Origin of the sequence: Pseudomonas sp. NFPP07, from assembly GCF_900115645.1 — a bacterium.
GTDB classification, from domain to species: Bacteria; Pseudomonadota; Gammaproteobacteria; order Pseudomonadales; family Pseudomonadaceae; genus Aquipseudomonas; species Aquipseudomonas chlororaphis.
The window spans coordinates 460,811-479,452 of record NZ_FOXG01000003.1 but is presented as its reverse complement, the minus strand read 5'-3'; the positions used below and the strand labels follow the sequence as shown (position 1 = coordinate 479,452).

The 18,642-nt window shown below is 63.7% G+C and carries 15 protein-coding genes; 10 read left to right on the top strand and 5 right to left on the bottom strand.

The genetic code is table 11. From position 1 onward, the window contains the following. Positions 1–181: 181 nt before the first annotated feature. The gene (locus BM019_RS10310) at positions 182–2,110 is read left to right on the top strand and encodes a transglycosylase SLT domain-containing protein (protein ID WP_092418188.1); all 1,929 of its coding nucleotides are present in this window, start codon (positions 182–184) and stop codon (positions 2,108–2,110) included. Positions 2,111–2,171: 61 nt separating this feature from the next. On the opposite strand, the gene BM019_RS10305 is transcribed toward BM019_RS10310, so the two are convergent. Further along, positions 2,172–3,947, bottom strand: a complete 1,776-nt coding sequence (locus BM019_RS10305; protein WP_175510612.1) for an ABC transporter transmembrane domain-containing protein — start codon at positions 3,945–3,947, stop codon at positions 2,172–2,174. Between the two features lie 346 nt (positions 3,948–4,293). Here BM019_RS10305 and BM019_RS10300 point away from each other — a divergent pair, with 346 nt between their 5' ends. Continuing rightward, the gene (locus BM019_RS10300; RefSeq protein WP_007921326.1) at positions 4,294–4,473 is read left to right on the top strand and encodes a PA1571 family protein; all 180 of its coding nucleotides are present in this window, start codon (positions 4,294–4,296) and stop codon (positions 4,471–4,473) included. Positions 4,474–4,571: 98 nt separating this feature from the next. Here BM019_RS10300 and pdxB read toward each other — a convergent pair whose 3' ends face one another. Beyond that, positions 4,572–5,717 carry a 4-phosphoerythronate dehydrogenase PdxB gene (gene pdxB, locus BM019_RS10295; RefSeq protein WP_092418187.1) on the bottom strand — a complete coding sequence of 382 codons (1,146 nt, stop codon included), beginning with the start codon at positions 5,715–5,717 and terminating at the stop codon, positions 4,572–4,574. Positions 5,718–5,896: 179 nt separating this feature from the next. Here pdxB and BM019_RS10290 point away from each other — a divergent pair, with 179 nt between their 5' ends. Next, on the top strand, positions 5,897–7,303 hold the full coding sequence (locus BM019_RS10290) for an MATE family efflux transporter (protein WP_092418186.1): 1,407 nt from the start codon (positions 5,897–5,899) through the stop codon (positions 7,301–7,303). On the opposite strand, the gene tusA is transcribed toward BM019_RS10290, so the two are convergent. Continuing rightward, on the bottom strand, positions 7,300–7,551 hold the full coding sequence (gene tusA / locus BM019_RS10285) for a sulfurtransferase TusA (protein ID WP_038580637.1): 252 nt from the start codon (positions 7,549–7,551) through the stop codon (positions 7,300–7,302). The genes BM019_RS10290 and tusA overlap by 4 nt on opposite strands. A 79-nt stretch (positions 7,552–7,630) precedes the next feature. Continuing rightward, the gene (rlmM, locus tag BM019_RS10280; RefSeq protein WP_025804232.1) at positions 7,631–8,704 is read right to left on the bottom strand and encodes a 23S rRNA (cytidine(2498)-2'-O)-methyltransferase RlmM; all 1,074 of its coding nucleotides are present in this window, start codon (positions 8,702–8,704) and stop codon (positions 7,631–7,633) included. A gap of 214 nt (positions 8,705–8,918) precedes the next feature. Here rlmM and acnA point away from each other — a divergent pair, with 214 nt between their 5' ends. From acnA to BM019_RS10265, 3 genes are all read left to right on the top strand, one after another. Next, a complete protein-coding gene (gene acnA / locus BM019_RS10275; RefSeq protein ID WP_092418185.1) occupies positions 8,919–11,660 on the top strand; it encodes an aconitate hydratase AcnA in 2,742 nt (913 codons plus the stop codon). 163 nt (positions 11,661–11,823) lie between these two features. Further along, positions 11,824–12,615 carry a CPBP family intramembrane glutamic endopeptidase gene (locus tag BM019_RS10270; RefSeq protein ID WP_009042967.1) on the top strand — a complete coding sequence of 264 codons (792 nt, stop codon included), beginning with the start codon at positions 11,824–11,826 and terminating at the stop codon, positions 12,613–12,615. Positions 12,616–12,786: 171 nt separating this feature from the next. Further along, positions 12,787–14,352 carry a methyl-accepting chemotaxis protein gene (locus BM019_RS10265; RefSeq protein WP_009042966.1) on the top strand — a complete coding sequence of 522 codons (1,566 nt, stop codon included), beginning with the start codon at positions 12,787–12,789 and terminating at the stop codon, positions 14,350–14,352. A gap of 193 nt (positions 14,353–14,545) precedes the next feature. On the opposite strand, the gene BM019_RS10260 is transcribed toward BM019_RS10265, so the two are convergent. After that, complete coding sequence (locus BM019_RS10260) at positions 14,546–15,244, bottom strand: alpha/beta family hydrolase (RefSeq protein WP_092418184.1); 699 nt, start codon at positions 15,242–15,244, stop codon at positions 14,546–14,548. A gap of 99 nt (positions 15,245–15,343) precedes the next feature. On the opposite strand from BM019_RS10260, the gene ccoN reads away from it, so the two are divergent. The 4 genes from ccoN to ccoP are packed head-to-tail and all read left to right on the top strand — an operon-like array spanning position 15,344 to position 18,565. Next, entirely contained in the window at positions 15,344–16,768 is a 1,425-nt protein-coding gene (gene ccoN / locus BM019_RS10255) for a cytochrome-c oxidase, cbb3-type subunit I (protein WP_009042964.1), read from the top strand. Positions 16,769–16,778: 10 nt separating this feature from the next. Next, the gene (ccoO, locus tag BM019_RS10250) at positions 16,779–17,387 is read left to right on the top strand and encodes a cytochrome-c oxidase, cbb3-type subunit II (RefSeq protein ID WP_062823107.1); all 609 of its coding nucleotides are present in this window, start codon (positions 16,779–16,781) and stop codon (positions 17,385–17,387) included. Between the two features lie 3 nt (positions 17,388–17,390). Further along, entirely contained in the window at positions 17,391–17,615 is a 225-nt protein-coding gene (locus BM019_RS10245; RefSeq protein ID WP_007921351.1) for a cbb3-type cytochrome oxidase subunit 3, read from the top strand. Continuing rightward, positions 17,612–18,565 (top strand): cytochrome-c oxidase, cbb3-type subunit III, encoded by a 954-nt coding sequence (gene ccoP / locus BM019_RS10240; protein WP_092418183.1) that lies wholly within the window; start codon positions 17,612–17,614, stop codon positions 18,563–18,565. The genes BM019_RS10245 and ccoP overlap by 4 nt, the downstream gene beginning before the upstream one ends. Positions 18,566–18,642 lie beyond the last annotated feature (77 nt).

Sequence of the window (18,642 nt, the reverse complement as noted above, 5' to 3'; positions counted from 1 at the left end):
CTGAGTTGAGGCCTCAGAAGGCCGGCATTTTCATTCCTGAAGCACCCTGAACAACATTTGCAGCGAACTGGCGACAAGAGGCCGGCAAAGCTTTCACCCGCTGCTGGCAAAAGGCTAAGCTAGGGAATAATCAGTGTTGGCATTGTCGGCACTTGTCATGATTTCTCTGCCCGGATGTCTCATGCGCAGTCGCCTTTTCAGTCTTTTGTCCTGCCTGCTTCTTTCTGCCTCTGCCGTGCACACCGCTCAGGCCGCAGACCTCTCACTCCAGCGTCAATATTACGATGAAGCCAAACGCGCCCTGGCCAAGGGCGACTCCGGCCCGTATTTCCGCTACAGCCAGGTCCTGGCCGACTACCCGCTCGAGCCCTATCTGGCCTATGACGAACTGACCGCCCGGCTAAAGACCGCCAGCAACGCCGAGATCGAAAAGTTTCTCCGTGAACACGGCGACCTGCCCCAGGCCAACTGGATGAAACTGCGCTGGTTGCGCTGGCTGGCCGAACGCGGCGACTGGGCCACCTTCGTCAAGTATTACGACCCCAAGCTCAACTTCACCGAGCTGGACTGCCTGAACGCGCAATACCAGCTGGGCCACAACCTCAAGGCCGAAGGTTACGCCGCCACCGACAAACTCTGGCTCAGCGGCAAATCCCTGCCCGCCACCTGCGACGCGCTGTTCGCCCAGTGGGCCGCCGAAGGCCAGTTGACCGAACAGAAGCGCTGGCAGCGCGCCAAGCTGGCTGCCGAGGCCCGCAACTATCCGCTGGCCAATAGCCTGGTCAAAAGCATGACCACCCTCGCCCCTCAGGGCCGGCTGCTAGTAGACGTTGCCCAGAAGCCCGAGCTGCTCAGCCAGCCGTCGCGCTTCACTCCGGCCAGCGAAGCCATGTCCGACGTGGTTGGCCTGGGTCTGCGCCGCCTGGCCCGCCAGGATCCCGACAGGGCCATGGCCCTGCTCGACGGTTATGCCAGCAGCATGCACTTCTCCCGTGACGAAAAAGTGGCGATCGCCCGGGAAATCGGCCTGACCCTGGCGCGGCGCTTCGACAGCCGTGGCCTTGAAGTGATGACCAAATACGATCCCGAGCTGCGCGACAACACGGTTTCCGAATGGCGCCTGCGCCTGCTGTTGCGTCTGGCTCGCTGGGAAGATGCCTACGAGCTGACCCGCAAGCTGCCCCAGGACTTGGCGACCACCAACCGCTGGCGCTACTGGCAAGCACGCAGCCTGGAACTGGCCCAACCGCAGAACCCCCAGGCCCAGACCCTCTACAAAGGCTTGGCCAACGAGCGCGATTTCTATGGTTTCCTCGCGGCCGACCGTACCCAGTTGCCTTATCAGCTGAACAACAAACCACTGGTGCTCAGCCAGCAGGTGATCAACAAGGTGCGCAATACGCCCGGCGTGCGGCGCGCCCTGGAGTTTCATGCCCGTGGCCAGATCGTCGATGGCCGGCGTGAGTGGTACCACGTCAGCCGTCATTTCAACCGTGACGAAATGGTCGCCCAGGCCAAGCTGGCCTATGACCTGAAATGGTATTTCCCGGCCATTCGCACCATCAGCCAGGCGAAGTACTGGGACGACCTGGACATCCGCTTCCCGATGGCCCACCGCGACACCCTGGTGCGCGAAGCCAAGGTCCGTGGCCTGCACTCGAGCTGGATCTTCGCGATCACCCGCCAGGAAAGCGCGTTCATGGACGACGCTCGTTCGGGCGTCGGCGCGGCCGGCCTGATGCAACTGATGCCCGGCACCGCGAAGGAAACCGCACGCAAGTTCAGCATCCCGCTGGCCTCGCCACAGCAAGTGCTGAACCCGGACAAGAACATCCAGCTCGGCGCCGCCTACCTGAGCCAGGTGCACAGCCAGTTCAACGGCAACCGGGTGCTCGCCTCCGCCGCCTACAACGCCGGCCCCGGACGCGTGCGCCAATGGCTCCGTGGCGCCGACCACCTGAGCTTCGACGTCTGGGTGGAAAGCATTCCGTTCGACGAAACCCGCCAGTACGTGCAGAACGTACTGTCCTATTCGGTGATCTACGGCCAGAAGCTCAATTCGCCACAGCCACTGGTGGATTGGCATGAGCGGTATTTCGACGATCAGTAAGCGATAACGCCTCATAAAAAATGCCCGCAGCGATGCGGGCATTTTCGTTTCCAGTGCGGGGTCAGGACACAGACTGGCCATCGCTGAACTGCAAGGCCGCCAGGCGCGCATACAGAGGATTGCTGGCGATCAGCTCCTGGTGGGTGCCCACCGCCACCAGCCGGCCCTGATCCATCACCGCGATGCGGTCGGCGTTTTTCACCGTGGCCAGGCGATGGGCGATCACCAGGGTGGTGCGATTCTTCATCAGGCTCGGCAAGGCTTGCTGGATCAAATGCTCGCTCTGGGCATCCAGGGCGCTGGTGGCTTCATCCAGCAACAGGATCGGCGCATCCACCAGCAGCGCCCGGGCAATCGCCAGGCGCTGGCGCTGGCCGCCGGACAGTCCCAGCCCCGCATCGCCGAGATGGGTCCGGTAACCCTCGGGCATGTTCTCGATGAAGTCATGGGCGTAGGCGATCCTTGCCGCCTCCCTGACCTGCTCCGGGGTGGCCGAGGGTTTGCCATAACGAATGTTCTCCTCGATGCTGCCGAAGAACAGCGCCGGGCTTTGCGACACCAGGGCAAAACAGCGACGCACATCCTGCGGGTCGAGCTGGGTCAGGGGCACGCCATCGAGCAGGATCCGTCCCTGCTCCGGGTCGTAGAAGCGCAGCAGCAGATCGTAGAGGGTCGACTTGCCCGCCCCCGACGGCCCGACCAGCGCCAGGGTTTCCCCCTCGTGGATAGTCAGGCTCAAGCCATCGACGGCGTAACTGTCCGGACGCGACGGATAAGAGAAGCGCAAGTTCTCCAGCACCAGCTCGCCCCGCACCCGCTCGGGCAAGCTGGCCGGGCCGTCGCTCGGCGGCTGGATCAGGTTTTCCGAACGCAGCAACTCGGCAATCCGCTCCGCCGCGCCGGCGGCCCGTTGCAGCTCGCCGATCACTTCGCTCAGGGTGCCGAAGGCACTGCCGACGATCAGGCTGTAGAAGACAAAGGCCGCCAGCTCGCCACTGGAAATGCGCCCGGCGATCACATCCATGCCGCCGACCCAGAGCATCACCCCAACCGCCCCCAGCACCAGCACGATCACCAGGGTGATCAGCCAGGCACGCTGGACGATACGCCGCCGGGCGGTGTTGAACGCATCTTCCACCGTCTGGGCAAAGCGTTGCTCATCCTGCGGCTGGTGGTTATAGGCCTGGACGGTCTTGATCTGGCCCAGGGTTTCCGCCACGTAGCTGCCGACATCGGCGATACGGTCCTGGCTCAAGCGCGACAGGCTGCGCACCCGGCGGCCGAAAATCAGGATCGGCACCAGCACCAGGGGCAAGGCGATCACCACGATGCTGGTGAGCTTGGGATTGGTGACAAACAGCAGCACGATGCCGCCGATGACCATCAGCGCATTACGCAAAAACAGCGAGAGCGACGAGCCGATCACCGATTGCAGCAAGGTGGTATCGGCGGTCAGCCGCGACTGGATCTCCGAGCTGCGATTGTTCTCATAGAAGCCCGGGTGCAGGTAGATCAGATGGTTGAACACTTGCCGACGGATGTCCGCCACGCAACGCTCGCCAATCCACGACACCAGGTAGAAACGCACGAACGTCCCCACCGCCAGCCCCAACACCAATAACAGAAACAGGCCGATGGACTGGTTGAGCAAATCCGGCGACCCGGTCATGAAGCCCCGGTCCACCAACAGGCGGATGCCCTGCCCCATGGACAGGGTGATGCCCGCGGTCACCACCAGCGCCAGCAACGCCCCCAGGGCCTGCCAGCGATAAGGCGCGATGAAACGACTGGCCAGGCGAATCGCCCGGCGTTGACGCGAAGAAAGCATGAAGTTCATCCGGGAGCACACCTGGGAACGGCCCCGCCCCATTCACCGCCGCGTGATCCAGCAAGGCGATGAGGTTGAGCCCTGTTTGTCGGAACCGATTTTCCTGGAGCCTGTTTCTTGGAACCTGCATTTCCTGGAACTTAGGTAAATCAAAATGAGTCAGGTTAATTATGTCCGCCAACACTAGAGCCTAGATGCTATTGGTCTAAGGTCCGAGTGGAAGTCCACAGACATTTCTGTTGGACTGAGGACTCCCCGGATAGAAAACGCCGTAGTGGGACCTTGCAGGGAGTTGTCACAGCTTGGTCACCTGGCGGTTTTAAAGTAAGCGCACAACCTGATGAGGAGACAGGCCATGTCCTTGCAAAACAGCAGCAATGACAAGATTGAAGTGATTCGTACCCACCCCGACCAGTCTCTGGGATGCGCCATTATCGACGCTCAGGGTCGCGAAGTACCGATCACCGAAGACATGATCCAGAACGCCTGCCGCGAACTGGAAAAGCGACTGGTCAAGCCTGCGCAGCAAGATTGACACATAGCCTCACGTCCTCTTGACCCGGCCCTGAAGCCGGGTTTTTTATGCCTGCCGGAATCCTTGTCGCCCCGCCACAAGCGACCGGGTTCGAGCCATCAACGAACCGATACCGCGCCCAAGGCCGAGACGATCTGCTGCAAGCCTGGCGCTTCGCCCTGGATGCGCACGGCCAGCCCATCGATTTCACGGCGCGGCGGATAACCCTTGCGCAACGCATCGAAGGCCGCGCGCTGCTCGGCCACGCTGCCCACCAGGCTGCGGCGGAAATCCGCATCGTCGCGCCGCGGGTCGTAGACCGCCCGACAGATCATCGCCAGGGACCAGGCCGGGTCGCTATGGGCATCGAGGCTCACCTCCGACAACCATGGCCGGGGCAGCAGGTCGCGCAGATGAATCGCTTGCGGCTGCCCGAGGTAATCGCACAGCGCCTGATAGATCTGCGCCGTCCCGCGCTGCCGGCCATCGAGGCTGTAACCGGCGATGTGCGGCGTGGCCAGTATGCACAGCTCGGCCAGGGCCACGTCGACCTGGGGTTCGCCTTCCCAGACATCCAGCACCGCCTGCAGGTCTTCACGCTCGAGCAGCACTTCACGCAGGGCTGTGTTATCCACCACCGCGCCACGGCTGGCGTTGATCAGCCAGGTGCCGGGGCGCAGTTGCCGCAGGCGCTGCTTGTCCAGCAGGTGCCAGGTCGGCAGCTCGCCGGCTTTGGTCAAGGGGGTGTGCAGGCTGATGACATCGCACTGGGCGAGGATCTGTTCCAGGCTGACGTAGTCGCCACCTTCCGCCACCTGCCGTGGCGGGTCGCAGACCAGGACCTTCCAGCCCAGGCCGCGCAGCACCTCGATCAGCCGTCCACCGACCTCGCCCGCGCCCACCACGCCGTAAGTGCGTTGCGTCAGGTCGGCGCCTTCGATTTCCGCCAGGGTCAGCAGGCTGCCCAGCACATAGTCGACCACCCCGCGCGCATTACAGCCTGGCGCGCTGGACCAGCGGATGCCCGCCTCCTGGAAATACTCGAGGTCCAAATGGTCGGTGCCAATGGTGCAGGTCCCGACAAACCGCACCTGGCTACCTTCGAGCAGGACGCGGCTGACCTGGGTCACCGAACGCACCAGCAGCACATCGGCGCCCTCGATGGCGGCGCGGTCGATGGCCCGCCCCGGGAAACGGCGGATCTCGCCGAAGCCGGCAAAAAAGGCATCGAGCAGGGGAATATTTTCGTCGGCAACAATCAGCATGGCAGGCTCCTTTCGCGGAGCCGCAGTTTAGGCGTAGAAGGCCGTTTGGGGCCAGCAAGCAATCCACTCCGTCAACCGCCGCCAGCACTTACAAATCGACAACAGAGGTTTTTTCCTGACTCATCCGTCAATGCGTAGAATACGCCGCCCTGCGCATCAACCCTGTGGACGCTTCGCCTGTGAATTCCGTGACCGATACTCCTGCCACCTCCCTCAACCGCCCGGCCCGGGTGCGCCTTGAACTGCGCAGCCTGCTGGCCCTGGCCTTGCCGATCATGATCGCGCAACTGGCGACCACGGCCATGGGCTTCGTCGATGCGGTGATGGCCGGCCGGTACAGCCCACGTGACCTGGCGGCGGTGGCGCTGGGTAACTCGATCTGGATCCCGGTGTTCCTGTTGATGACCGGCACCCTGCTGGCCACCACGCCCAAGGTGGCCCAGCGGGTCGGCGCCGGCACCTATGGCGAGATCGGCCCGATCGTGCGCCAGGCGCTGTGGCTGGCCCTGGCGGTCGGCCTGAGCGCCAGCCTGATTCTGATCAGTGCCGAGCCGGTGCTGCACCTGATGAAGGTCGACCCGACGCTGATCGACCCCTGCATGGAATACCTGCACGGCATTGCCAGCGGCCTGCCGGCGGTGGCGCTGTATTACGTGCTGCGTTGCTGCAGCGATGCCCTGGGCCGCACCCGGCCAAGCATGGTCATCGGCCTGTTCGGCCTGGCCCTGAACATCCCCATCAACTACGTGTTCATTTATGGCCACCTCGGCGTGCCGGCCATGGGCGGCGTCGGTTGCGGCTGGGCCACGGCCATCGTGATGTGGGCGATGATGCTGGCCATGGCGGGTTGGACCCGCTGGGCCCCGGCCTACCAGAGCAGCGAGCTGTTCAAGCGTTTCGACTGGCCGCAATGGGCGGTGATCAAGCGTTTGCTGAGCGTCGGCCTGCCGATCGGCATCGCGGTGTTCGCCGAATCGAGCATCTTCGCGGTGATCGCCCTGCTGATCGGCAGCCTTGGCGCCACAGTGGTGGCCGGGCACCAGATCGCCCTCAACATCAGCTCCCTGCTGTTCATGATTCCGTATTCCCTGGGCATGGCGGTCACGGTGCGGGTCGGTCAGGCCCTGGGCGCCGGCAACCCGCATCAGGCGCGCTTCGCCGCCGGCGTCGGCCTGGGCGCAGCGCTGGCCTTCGCCCTGTTCTCCGCAAGCCTGATCCTGCTGCTGCGCGAGTCCATCGCCTCGATCTACACCCCGGACACCGCGGTGATCCAGGTGGCGGCGATGCTGATCGTGTATGCCGCGCTCTACCAGTTCTCCGACGCGATCCAGGTGATCTGCGCCGGCGCGCTGCGTGGCTACCAGGACACTCGGGTGACCATGGTCCTGACGCTGCTCGCCTACTGGGGCATCGGTTTGCCGGTGGGTTATGTGCTGGGGCTGACCGACTGGTTCGGCCCTGCCAGCGGCCCGAGCGGGCTGTGGGAAGGCTTGATCGCCGGCCTGAGTTGCGCGGCGCTGATGCTGTCGATCCGCCTGGCGCGCAGCGCGCGCAAGCGGATCCGCATCAGCCGGGCGGCGGGTTAATCGGACTTCTTGCGAATCCAGTACAGATAGGTGCCGGCCTCTTCCTGCTGAGCAACCAGCTCATGGTCGAGGAACACGCAGAACTTGGGGATGTCGCGGCGGGTCGAGGGATCGGTGGCGATCACCTTGAGCAGGCCGCCGGGCTGCAGGTCACGAATATGCTGGTGCAGCATCATGACCGGCTCCGGGCAATTGAGCCCGGTGGCGTCCAGCGTGCCGTCGACCGGCGTATCGATGATTTGACTCATAACTCACTCCTGAAACTGGCCGGCATTGTCGCGCAATGCCGGCATCGACGCTATCTGTGGCATTGCGCCGCAACCACGATCAACGGGCCTTGGGCTTCTTTTCATCCAGCCGGCGCAGGTGGCAGGTCACTTCTTCGCGGTCGTGGTACAGCTGCTTGCAGCCGATGGCCACGCGAATGCCACGCGCCTTGAAACCGTCCTCGATCCGCTCGAGCAAACGCTTCACTTCCGCGTAACGCTGCTTCATCGGCAGCTTCAGGTTGACCACCGCTTCGCGGCAATGGCCCTCACCGATCCAGGTTTCCAGCAAGGCGGCGTTGCGCGCCGGTTTTTCGACGATGTCGCAGACCATCCAGTCCACCGGCTGCTTGGGCTTGAAGGTGAAACCGTCGGCCATCAGGTGCTGCACCAGGCCGGTGTCCATCAGGCTTTCGGCCATAGGCCCGTTATCGACAGCGGTGACCAGCATGCCACGGTTGACCAGTTGCCAGGTCCAGCCACCCGGGGCCGCGCCCAGGTCGACGCCAGTCATGTCGCCATGCAGACGCTCGTCCCACTGATCGCGAGGAATGAAATGGTGCCAGGCCTCCTCCAGTTTCAGGGTCGAGCGGCTAGGCGCCTCACGGGGGAACTTCAGGCGCGGAATGCCCATCGGCCACATGGCCGAATTGCCTGCGTCCGCCAGTCCGACAAACACCTCGCGGCCGCTTTTGAAGGTCAGCAGCAAGCGCGGCTTGCCGGCATCGTCCACCAGCTTGCCGGCCGCCGTCAGGGCCTTGCGCAACGGTGCTTCGAATTTCTTGCAGAAGTTCGACAGCTCTTTGCCGTCATTGGTATCCAGCACTTCCAGCCACAGGCTGCCGCAGGTCGGGAAGCTCGCCAGGTGGGCCAGGATCACGCTGATGCGGTCGGTTTCCGGCAGATCGACGAAGACGCCCCGCGCCCATTGCCGCGGGAAGATCAGCTCGGCGAAACGCAGCTCGCGCATCAGGCGCTCGGCGCCGTCTTCTTCGCTGCACACAAACTCGGCACAGGCAGTGCTCGGCTTGGCCTTGGCGTACCCAGCCACGTTCAGGCGCGCGGCATGGTCGGCGATCTCGGAACAGACTTCGCCTTCGAAGCCCGGCCGGCAGTGCATAAAGAGGGTGTTCATCGAATCTCCTGGGCAATGGGCAATGAATCATGCGCAAACCTGCCCGAAGTGCGCGCAAAGCCTGTCACGAAAACCGGCGCATGATAGCCGAGTTCGGAACCTTGGACTTGTCCATAGAGTCCAGTTATTAGCCAGCTACTGAAAACAGGGCTAGGTTAAGAGCTCTGCCCGTCCCGTCAGGTCCGTAGCCGTGCGGACCAAAAGGAGTGATTCAATGCCGTCCCTCGATAGCCTGAAAACCCTTAAAACATTAAAAATCGACGACAAGACCTACCACTACTTCAGCCTGCCGGAAGCCGCCAAGAGCCTTGGCGATCTCGACAAACTGCCGATGTCGTTGAAAGTCCTGCTGGAAAACCTGCTGCGCTGGGAAGACGAAAAGACCGTCACCGGCGCCGACCTCAAGGCCCTCGCCGCCTGGCTCAAGGAGCGCCGCTCCGATCGCGAGATCCAGTACCGCCCGGCGCGGGTGCTGATGCAGGACTTCACCGGCGTACCGGCGGTGGTCGACCTGGCGGCCATGCGCGCGGCCATGGCCAAGGCCGGCGGCGACCCGCAGCGCATCAACCCGCTGTCGCCGGTGGACCTGGTGATCGACCACTCGGTGATGGTCGACAAGTTCGGCAGCAACACCGCCTTCGAACAGAACGTCGACATTGAAATGCAGCGCAACGGCGAACGTTATGCCTTCCTGCGCTGGGGCCAGAGCGCCTTCGACAACTTCAGCGTGGTGCCGCCGGGCACTGGCATCTGCCACCAGGTCAACCTGGAATACCTGGGCCGCACGGTCTGGACCAAGGACGAAGACGGCCGCACCTACGCCTTCCCCGACACCCTGGTCGGCACCGACTCCCACACCACCATGATCAACGGCCTCGGCGTGCTCGGCTGGGGCGTGGGCGGCATCGAGGCCGAGGCGGCGATGCTCGGCCAGCCGGTGTCGATGCTGATTCCGGAAGTCATAGGTTTCAAACTGACCGGCAAGCTCAAGGAAGGCATCACCGCCACCGACCTGGTGCTGACCGTCACCCAGATGCTGCGCAAGAAAGGCGTGGTCGGCAAATTCGTCGAGTTCTATGGCGACGGCCTGGCCGACTTGCCGCTGGCCGACCGCGCCACCATCGCCAACATGGCCCCGGAATATGGCGCCACCTGCGGCTTCTTCCCGGTGGATGACGTCACCCTGGAATACCTGCGCCTGTCCGGCCGCCCGGACGCCGTGGTGAAACTGGTGGAGGCCTACAGCAAGATCCAGGGCCTGTGGCGCCTGCCGGGCAAGGAGCCGGTGTTCACCGACAGCCTGGCGCTGGACATGGGCACGGTGGAAGCCAGCCTCGCCGGCCCTAAGCGGCCGCAGGACCGGGTCTCGCTGCCCAACGTTGGCCAGGCCTTCACCGACTTTCTCGATCTGCAGTTCAAGCCCACCAGCAAGGAAGAAGGCCGCCTGGAAAGCGAAGGCGGTGGCGGCGTGGCCGTGGGCAGCGCCGACCTGATCGGCGAAGTCGATTACGCCCACAATGGCCAGACCTACCGCCTGAAAAACGGTGCGGTGGTGATCGCCGCCATTACCTCCTGTACCAACACCTCCAACCCCAGCGTGATGATGGCCGCCGGCCTGGTGGCGAAAAAGGCCGTGGAAAAAGGTCTCAAGCGCAAGCCCTGGGTGAAGAGTTCGCTGGCCCCGGGTTCGAAAGTGGTCACCGACTACTACAAGGCCGCCGGGTTGACCCAATACCTCGACGCCCTGGGCTTCGACCTGGTGGGTTATGGCTGCACCACCTGCATCGGCAACTCCGGCCCCTTGCCGGAGCCGATCGAGAAAGCCATCCAGAAAGCCGACCTGACCGTCGCCTCGGTGCTGTCCGGCAACCGCAACTTCGAAGGCCGGGTGCACCCGCTGGTGAAAACCAACTGGCTGGCCTCGCCGCCGCTGGTGGTGGCCTATGCCCTGGCCGGCAGCGTGCGCATCGATATCAGCAGCGAGCCGCTGGGCGAAGGCAAGGACGGCAAGCCGGTCTACCTGCGCGACATCTGGCCGAGCAGCCAGGAAATCGCCGAGGCCGTCACCCAGGTCAACACCCGGATGTTCCACAAGGAATACGCCGAGGTATTCGCCGGCGACGCCCAGTGGCAAGCCATCGAAGTACCACAAGCCGCGACCTACGTGTGGCAGGCGGATTCCACCTATATCCAGCATCCACCCTTCTTCGACGACATCGCCGGCCCGCTGCCGGTGATCAAGGATATCGAGGGCGCGCGGGTCCTGGCGCTGCTGGGCGACTCGGTGACCACCGACCACATTTCCCCGGCCGGTAACATCAAGGCCGACAGCCCGGCCGGCCGCTACCTGCGCGAACAAGGTGTGGAACCTCGGGACTTCAACTCCTACGGCTCGCGTCGCGGCAACCATCAGGTGATGATGCGCGGCACCTTCGCCAACATCCGCATCCGCAACGAAATGCTCGGCGGCGAAGAAGGCGGCAACACGATCTACATCCCCACCGGCGAGAAACTGGCGATCTATGACGCGGCCATGCTGTACCAGCAATCGGGTACGCCGCTGGTGGTGATCGCCGGCCAGGAATACGGCACTGGCTCCAGCCGCGACTGGGCCGCCAAGGGCACCAACCTGCTGGGGGTCAAGGCGGTGATCGCCGAGAGCTTCGAGCGCATCCACCGCTCCAACCTGGTGGGCATGGGCGTGCTGCCGCTGCAGTTCAAGCTCGATCAGAACCGCAAGAGCCTGAACCTCACCGGCAAGGAAACCCTGGATATCCAGGGTCTGACCGGCGTCGAGCTGACGCCGCGGATGAACCTGACCCTGGTGATCACCCGCGAGGATGGCAGCCAGGAAAAAGTCGAGGTGCTGTGCCGCATCGACACCCTGAACGAAGTGGAATACTTCAAGTCCGGCGGGATCCTGCACTACGTCCTGCGGCAACTGATCGCCGCGTAACGCCATGCCGCAACACCAACACCGCCTACGGGCGGTGTTTTTTTGTTTCACTTATTCATCGCCCGCGCCTCGTTATACTGGCCGCCCGCTCGTTCTATCCAGTAACCGCCCCGACGCAGGTTGCGCGAGCGGCTGATTCCATTCTTCGCAACAAGGATTTCACATGACTGTTCTGCCATGGATGTACCTGGCACTTCTCTCCATTGGTTACGCCCTGGCCCTGAGCTACGGCCAACTGGGCCTGCTGGCGGCGGTTTCCGTCGCCTTGCTGCTGTGCGCGGGCTTTGCCGTGCGCCAGCAGAAAAGCCCTTACGCGCGCTACCTGGGACACGGCCTGTTCGTGGTGCTGGCCCTGGCGCTGGCCATGCACTGGCTGCCCGGTTTCTACAATGGCCGGGCGATCGGCCCGCAACGCTTCACCGCCGATGCCGTGCCGTTTTCCATGTACCTGAACCAGGACAAGCCGCTGATCGGCTTCTGGCTGTTGCTGGTCTGCCCCTGGATCATCGGGCGCCGCTCATTGCGCCTGTCCCTCTACACCACTGCCCTGGCCTTGACCCTGACCGCCCTGGCGGCCCTGGGCGGCGCAGTGTTGCTGGGCATCATCAATTGGGCGCCGAAATGGCCGGACCAGGCCTGGCTGTGGGTGCTGAACAACCTGCTGCTGGTCACCCTGGTGGAAGAAGCGCTGTTCCGTGGCTACATCCAGGGCGGCCTGAGCCGTCGCTTCAAGCACCTGCCCTATGGTGAAAACCTGGCGCTGATGTGCGCGGCCCTGCTGTTCGGCCTGGTGCATGTGGGCGCCGGCTGGCAATGGTGGCTGCTGGCGAGCATCGCCGGGGTCGGCTACGGCCTGGCCTATCGCTTTGGTGGCCTGGGCGCCGCGGTGGCCACCCATTTCGGCTTGAACCTGCTGCACTTCGGGCTGTTCACCTACCCGATGCTCGCGGGTTGATCCTGGCCAAGCCGGGGCTCCCTGGACGGGCCTCGGCTTCGCCGCTTCCCCTCGCCCCTCCTTGCAGAATCAGGCCTCTGTCAATGAGGCACTTCTCAAATTACTGAAAAAAACTTCAACAATTGGCGAAGGCCGCCGACAACCTACCAAAGCCTTGCGGATTGAAAAACCATGCGTAACAACCAGCCCGTCACCCAGCGCGAACGTACCTTTCCAGCTCAGCAACGGTTGATCTCCACCACCGATGCCAAAGGCGTGATCACCTACTGCAACGATGCCTTCGTTGAAATCAGCGGGTTTTCTCGTGAGGAACTGGTCCGCGCACCGCACAACCTGGTCCGTCACCCCGACGTCCCGGCCGCGGTGTTCGCGCATATGTGGGCCACCCTGAAACAAGGCTTGCCATGGATGGGCATTGTCAAGAATCGCTGCAAGACCGGTGACCACTACTGGGTCAACGCCTACGTGACACCGGTCTTCGAAGGCCAGCAAGTGGTCGGCTACGAGTCGGTGCGGGTCAAGCCCACCGCCGAGCAGATCCGCCGCGCCGAAGCGCTTTATCAACGCATCAACCAGGGCAAGTCGGCCATTCCGAAACGCGACAAATGGCTGCCGATACTTCAGGACTGGCTGCCATTCATCCTGATCAGCCAGTTGAGCTTTCTGATTGGCGCCTGGCTCAACTCTTCCTGGGGCTTTGCCCTCGCCGCCGGCCTTTGCGTGCCGCTCGGCCTGCTCGGGCTGAGCTGGCAACAGCGCGGCCTCAAGCGTTTGCTGCGCCTGGCCGAACAGACCACCTCCGACCCGCTGATCGCCCAGATGTACACCGACAGCCGTGGCGCCCAGGCGCGCCTGGAGATGTCGATCCTCAGCCAGGAAGCCCGCCTGAAAACCTGCCTGACCCGCCTGCAGGATACCGCCGAGCACCTCAACGAGCAGGCGCGGCAGTCCGACACCCTGGCGCACAACAGCTCCAGCGGCCTGGAACGCCAGCGTGTGGAAACCGAACAGGTGGCCACCGCGGTCAACCAGATGGCCGCCACCACCCAGGAAGTGGCCAGCCACGTGCAGCGCACCGCCGATGCCACCCAGGAAGCCAACCGCCTCACCGGGCGCGGGCGCGACATTGCCGGGGAAACCCGCGAAGCGATCCAGCGCCTGTCGGTGGTGGTGGGCGAAACCGGCCTGACCGTGACCCAGCTGGCCAAGGACAGCGACGAAATCGGTGGCGTGGTCGATGTGATCAAGGGCATCGCCGACCAGACCAACCTGCTGGCGTTGAACGCCGCCATCGAAGCGGCTCGCGCCGGGGAAATGGGCCGCGGCTTCGCGGTGGTGGCCGACGAGGTTCGCCAACTGGCGCAACGTACCAGCGAATCCACCGGGCAGATCCACACCCTGATCGCCAAGCTCCAGCAAACCGCCAGCACGGCGGTGCAGACCATGGACGCCGGACACCGTCAGGCCGAGGAAGGTGTGGCCCGGGTGCTGGAAGCCGACCAGGCGCTGGTGGGCATCAGCGAAGCGGTGGCCAACATCACCGACATGACCACCCAGATCGCCGCCGCCACCGAAGAGCAAAGCGCCGTGGCCGAGGAGATCAGCCGCAACATCAGCACCATCGCCCAACTGGCCGACCAGACCTCGGAGCAGGCGCAGCATTCGGCGCAACTCAGCGAAGAGCTGACCCGCACCGCCAACACGCAGTACTCGTTGGTCGAACGCTTCAACCGCTAAACCGAAGCCAGACAAAAAACCCGGAAGGTTGGCCTTCCGGGTTTTTTATTGCCTGTTTTCAAGCACCACGCGTGCATTTTCTGTAGGAGCAGCCGGTCGACGCTCGATTGCTCGCGATGCGGCTGGCAGTCGCCACCGTTGTCGCCTTGAAAAACAATCGCGAGCAAGCTTCGCTCCTGCAGTGAAAACGCGTTCAGCCATTCAACTGGCGCAAGACCTCGACAACTTTCTGCGCCGCCGCTTCCAGGTGCTGCTCATGGGTGAAGCCTGAGACCTTGAGCGGTTTCAGGTCATGGTCGGCCGCCGCCAGCCAGAACAGCTCGATAGCCGGCGCCAGCGCATAGGCTTCGACCGCCGCACGGTTGCCGAGGGCGTCGCGCTCGCCCTGGACGATCAGGGTTGTGGTGCGCAATTCGGCCAGGTGGGCGACCCGCGGTTTCTCCGGCTTGCCGGCGGCATAAAACGGATACCCCAGGCACACCAGCGCATCGGCGCCCAGCTCGTCGGCGAGCAAACTGGCCATACGCCCGCCCATGGACTTGCCGCCGATGGCCAACCGCCCAGCGACATGAGGTCGCACCTGGGCATACACCTCGCGCCAGCACTCCAGCAGCTTCGGCGCCGGGTTAGGCGGCCGTTTGCCACCATCGAGGCGACGCTGGGCCATATAGGGAAACTCGAAGCGCAGGACGTTGACCCCATGCGCCGCAAGGCGTGCGGCCATATCGTTCATGAAAGCGCTGTCCATCGGCGCGCCAGCGCCATGGGCCAGGATCAGGGTCAGCGGTTCGCCGGCCAGCGACTGCTGCGTGACATCCCAGAGCCAGCCCCGTTCCCGCACGCACTGCGCCCATTGATCCCCGTCAATAACAGCCCCTTGCCGTTTGCCCATGCTTACCTCGCTTTTAGTCTGCCTATAACTCCAGAAGAAGTGAGCGCGCCTTGCCGTGCGCAGTCGCTTTCACTTCAGCTGAACCGTGGATGGGGAACCATGAACACTTCTATCAGTACCGCCTACAACTACAAGGTGGTCCGCCAATTCGCCATTATGACGGTGGTGTGGGGCATCGTCGGCATGGGGCTCGGGGTTTTTCTCGCTGCCCAGTTGGTCTGGCCCGAACTCAACTTCAACCTGCCCTGGACCAGTTTCGGTCGCCTGCGCCCGTTGCACACCAACGCGGTGATCTTCGCCTTCGGTGGCTGCGCACTGTTCGCCAGCTCCTTCTACTCGGTGCAACGCACCTGCCAGACCCAGCTGTTCGCGCCGAAAATCGCCGCGTTCTGCTTCTGGGGCTGGCAGCTGGTAATCCTCCTGGCGGCCATCAGCCTGCCGCTGGGCTACACCAGCTCCAAGGAATACGCCGAGCTGGAATGGCCGATCGACATCCTCATCACCATCGTCTGGGTGGCGTACGCCATCGTGTTCTTCGGCACGGTGATGAAGCGCAACACCAAGCACATCTACGTCGGCAACTGGTTCTTCGGCGGCTTCATCATCACCGTGGCCATCCTGCACATCGTCAACAACCTGGAACTGCCCGTCAGCCTGACCAAGTCCTACTCGGTGTATGCCGGTGCGACCGACGCCATGGTCCAATGGTGGTACGGCCACAACGCGGTGGGCTTCTTCCTGACCGCGGGCTTCCTGGGGATGATGTACTACTTCGTGCCCAAGCAGGCCGAGCGTCCGGTGTACTCCTATCGCCTGTCCATCGTGCACTTCTGGGCGCTGATCACCCTGTACATCTGGGCCGGTCCGCACCACCTGCACTACACCGCGCTGCCAGACTGGGCGCAGTCCCTGGGCATGGTGATGTCGCTGATCCTCCTGGCACCAAGCTGGGGCGGCATGATCAACGGCATGATGACTCTGTCGGGTGCCTGGCATAAGTTGCGCAGCGACCCGATCCTGCGGTTCCTGGTGGTGTCCCTGGCGTTCTACGGCATGTCGACCTTCGAAGGTCCGATGATGGCGATCAAGACCGTCAACGCCCTCTCCCACTACACCGACTGGACCATCGGCCACGTCCACGCCGGCGCCCTGGGCTGGGTGGCGATGATTTCCATCGGCGCGCTGTACCACATGATCCCGAAAGTCTTCGGTCGCCAGCAGATGCACAGCATCGGCCTGATCAACGCGCACTTCTGGCTCGCCACCATCGGCACCGTGCTCTACATCGCCTCGATGTGGGTCAACGGCATCGCCCAGGGCCTGATGTGGCGCGCCGTCAACGAAGACGGGACGCTGACCTACTCCTTCGTCGAAACCCTGGTGGCCAGCCACCCAGGCTTCATCGTGCGGCTGGTCGGTGGCGCGATCTTCCTCTTCGGCATGTTGCTGATGGCCTACAACACCTGGCGCACCGTGCGCGCGGCCCAGCCTGCCGAAATCACCGCCGCTGCGCAGATGGCCTGAGGAGTCCGCCATGAAACACGAAGTCATCGAGAAAAACGTCGGCCTGCTGATGCTGCTGATGGTATTTGCCGTGAGCATCGGCGGTCTGACCCAGATCGTCCCGCTGTTCTTCCAGGACGTCACCAACAAGCCGGTGGAAGGCATGAAGCCCTACACCGCCCTGCAGCTGGAAGGCCGCGATATCTACATCCGCGAAGGCTGCGTCGGCTGCCACTCGCAGATGATCCGCCCGTTCCGCGCCGAGACCGAACGCTACGGCCACTACTCGGTCGCCGGCGAAAGCGTCTGGGATCATCCGTTCCTGTGGGGCTCCAAGCGTACCGGTCCGGACCTGGCCCGGGTCGGCGCCCGCTACTCCGACGACTGGCACCGCGCGCACCTGTACAACCCGCGCAACGTGGTGCCCGAGTCGAAGATGCCGGCCTACCCATGGCTGGTCACCCAGCCGGTCGACAGCAGCCACACCGAGACCAAGCTGCGCGCCATGCGCACCCTCGGCGTGCCGTACAACGACGACGATATCGCCGGTGCCGTCGCCTCCCTCAAGGGCAAGACCGAGATGGACGCCCTGGTCGCCTACCTGCAAGTGCTTGGCACTGCGATCAAGAGCAAGAGGTGAGCCATGGTTCTTGAACTCGATAGCGGCATGATCCGCGGGCTCGGCACGCTGGTGGTGATGATTGCCTTCATCGGCCTGTCGATCTGGGTCTTCAACGCCAAGCGCAACCCGGAGTTCGCCCAGGCGCGCCTGCTGCCTTTCGCCGACGAACCTTCGCCGCAAGTGCACGGCAATCCATCTGATGACGCTCAATCCGAAGAGCACGCGACAAGGAGCATTCGGCCATGACCACCTTCTGGAGTACGTACATCTGCGTACTGACCATAGGCAGCCTGATCGGCCTGACCTGGCTGTTGATCGGCACGCGCAAGGGCGAGACCAAGGGCAGCGTCGACCAGACCATGGGCCACAGCTTCGACGGCATCGAGGAGTACGACAACCCGCTGCCGCAGTGGTGGTTCATGCTGTTCGCCGGCACCCTGGTGTTTTCCGTCGGCTACCTGATCCTCTACCCGGGCCTGGGCAACTGGAAAGGCATCCTGCCCGGCTATGAAAACGGCTGGACCGGCGTGCACGAGTGGGAAAAGGAAATGGACAAGGCAGACGCCAAGTTCGGCCCGATCTTCGCCAAGTTCGCCGCCATGCCCGTGGAAGAAGTGGCCAAGGACCCGCAGGCGCTGAAAATGGGCGGACGCCTGTTCGCTTCCAACTGCTCGGTGTGCCACGGCTCGGATGCCAAGGGCGCCTTCGGCTTCCCTAACCTGGCCGACAACAACTGGCGCTGGGGCGGCAACGCCGACACCATCAAGGCCACCATCATGGGCGGTCGCATGGCGGCCATGCCGGCCTGGGGCGAAGTGCTGGGCGAGGACGGGGTGAAGAACGTCGCGGCCTATGTGCGTCACGAACTCGCCGGCCTGCCGTTGCCCACCGACAGCAGCGCCGACCTGGTCGCCGGCAAGCAGGCGTTCAGCACCACCTGCGTCGCCTGTCACGGCGCCAATGGCCAGGGCACGGAAATCATGGGCGCGCCGAACCTGACGCAACCGGCGGGCTTCATCTACGGCACCAGCCTGACCCAGCTGCAACAGACCATTCGCCACGGTCGCCAGGGCCACATGCCGGCGCAGAGCGAACTGCTGGGCAACGACAAGGTGCAGCTGCTCGCGGCCTACGTCTACAGCCTGTCCCACAACGCGGCCAGCCAGCCGCAGACCGAAACCCCAAGCGAGCAATAACCGCTCCACCCACTGCCGCATCGCTCGATGCGGCAGTTCCCTGCCTCTGCGCGACCAAGTGTCGCACCCTCTCTACC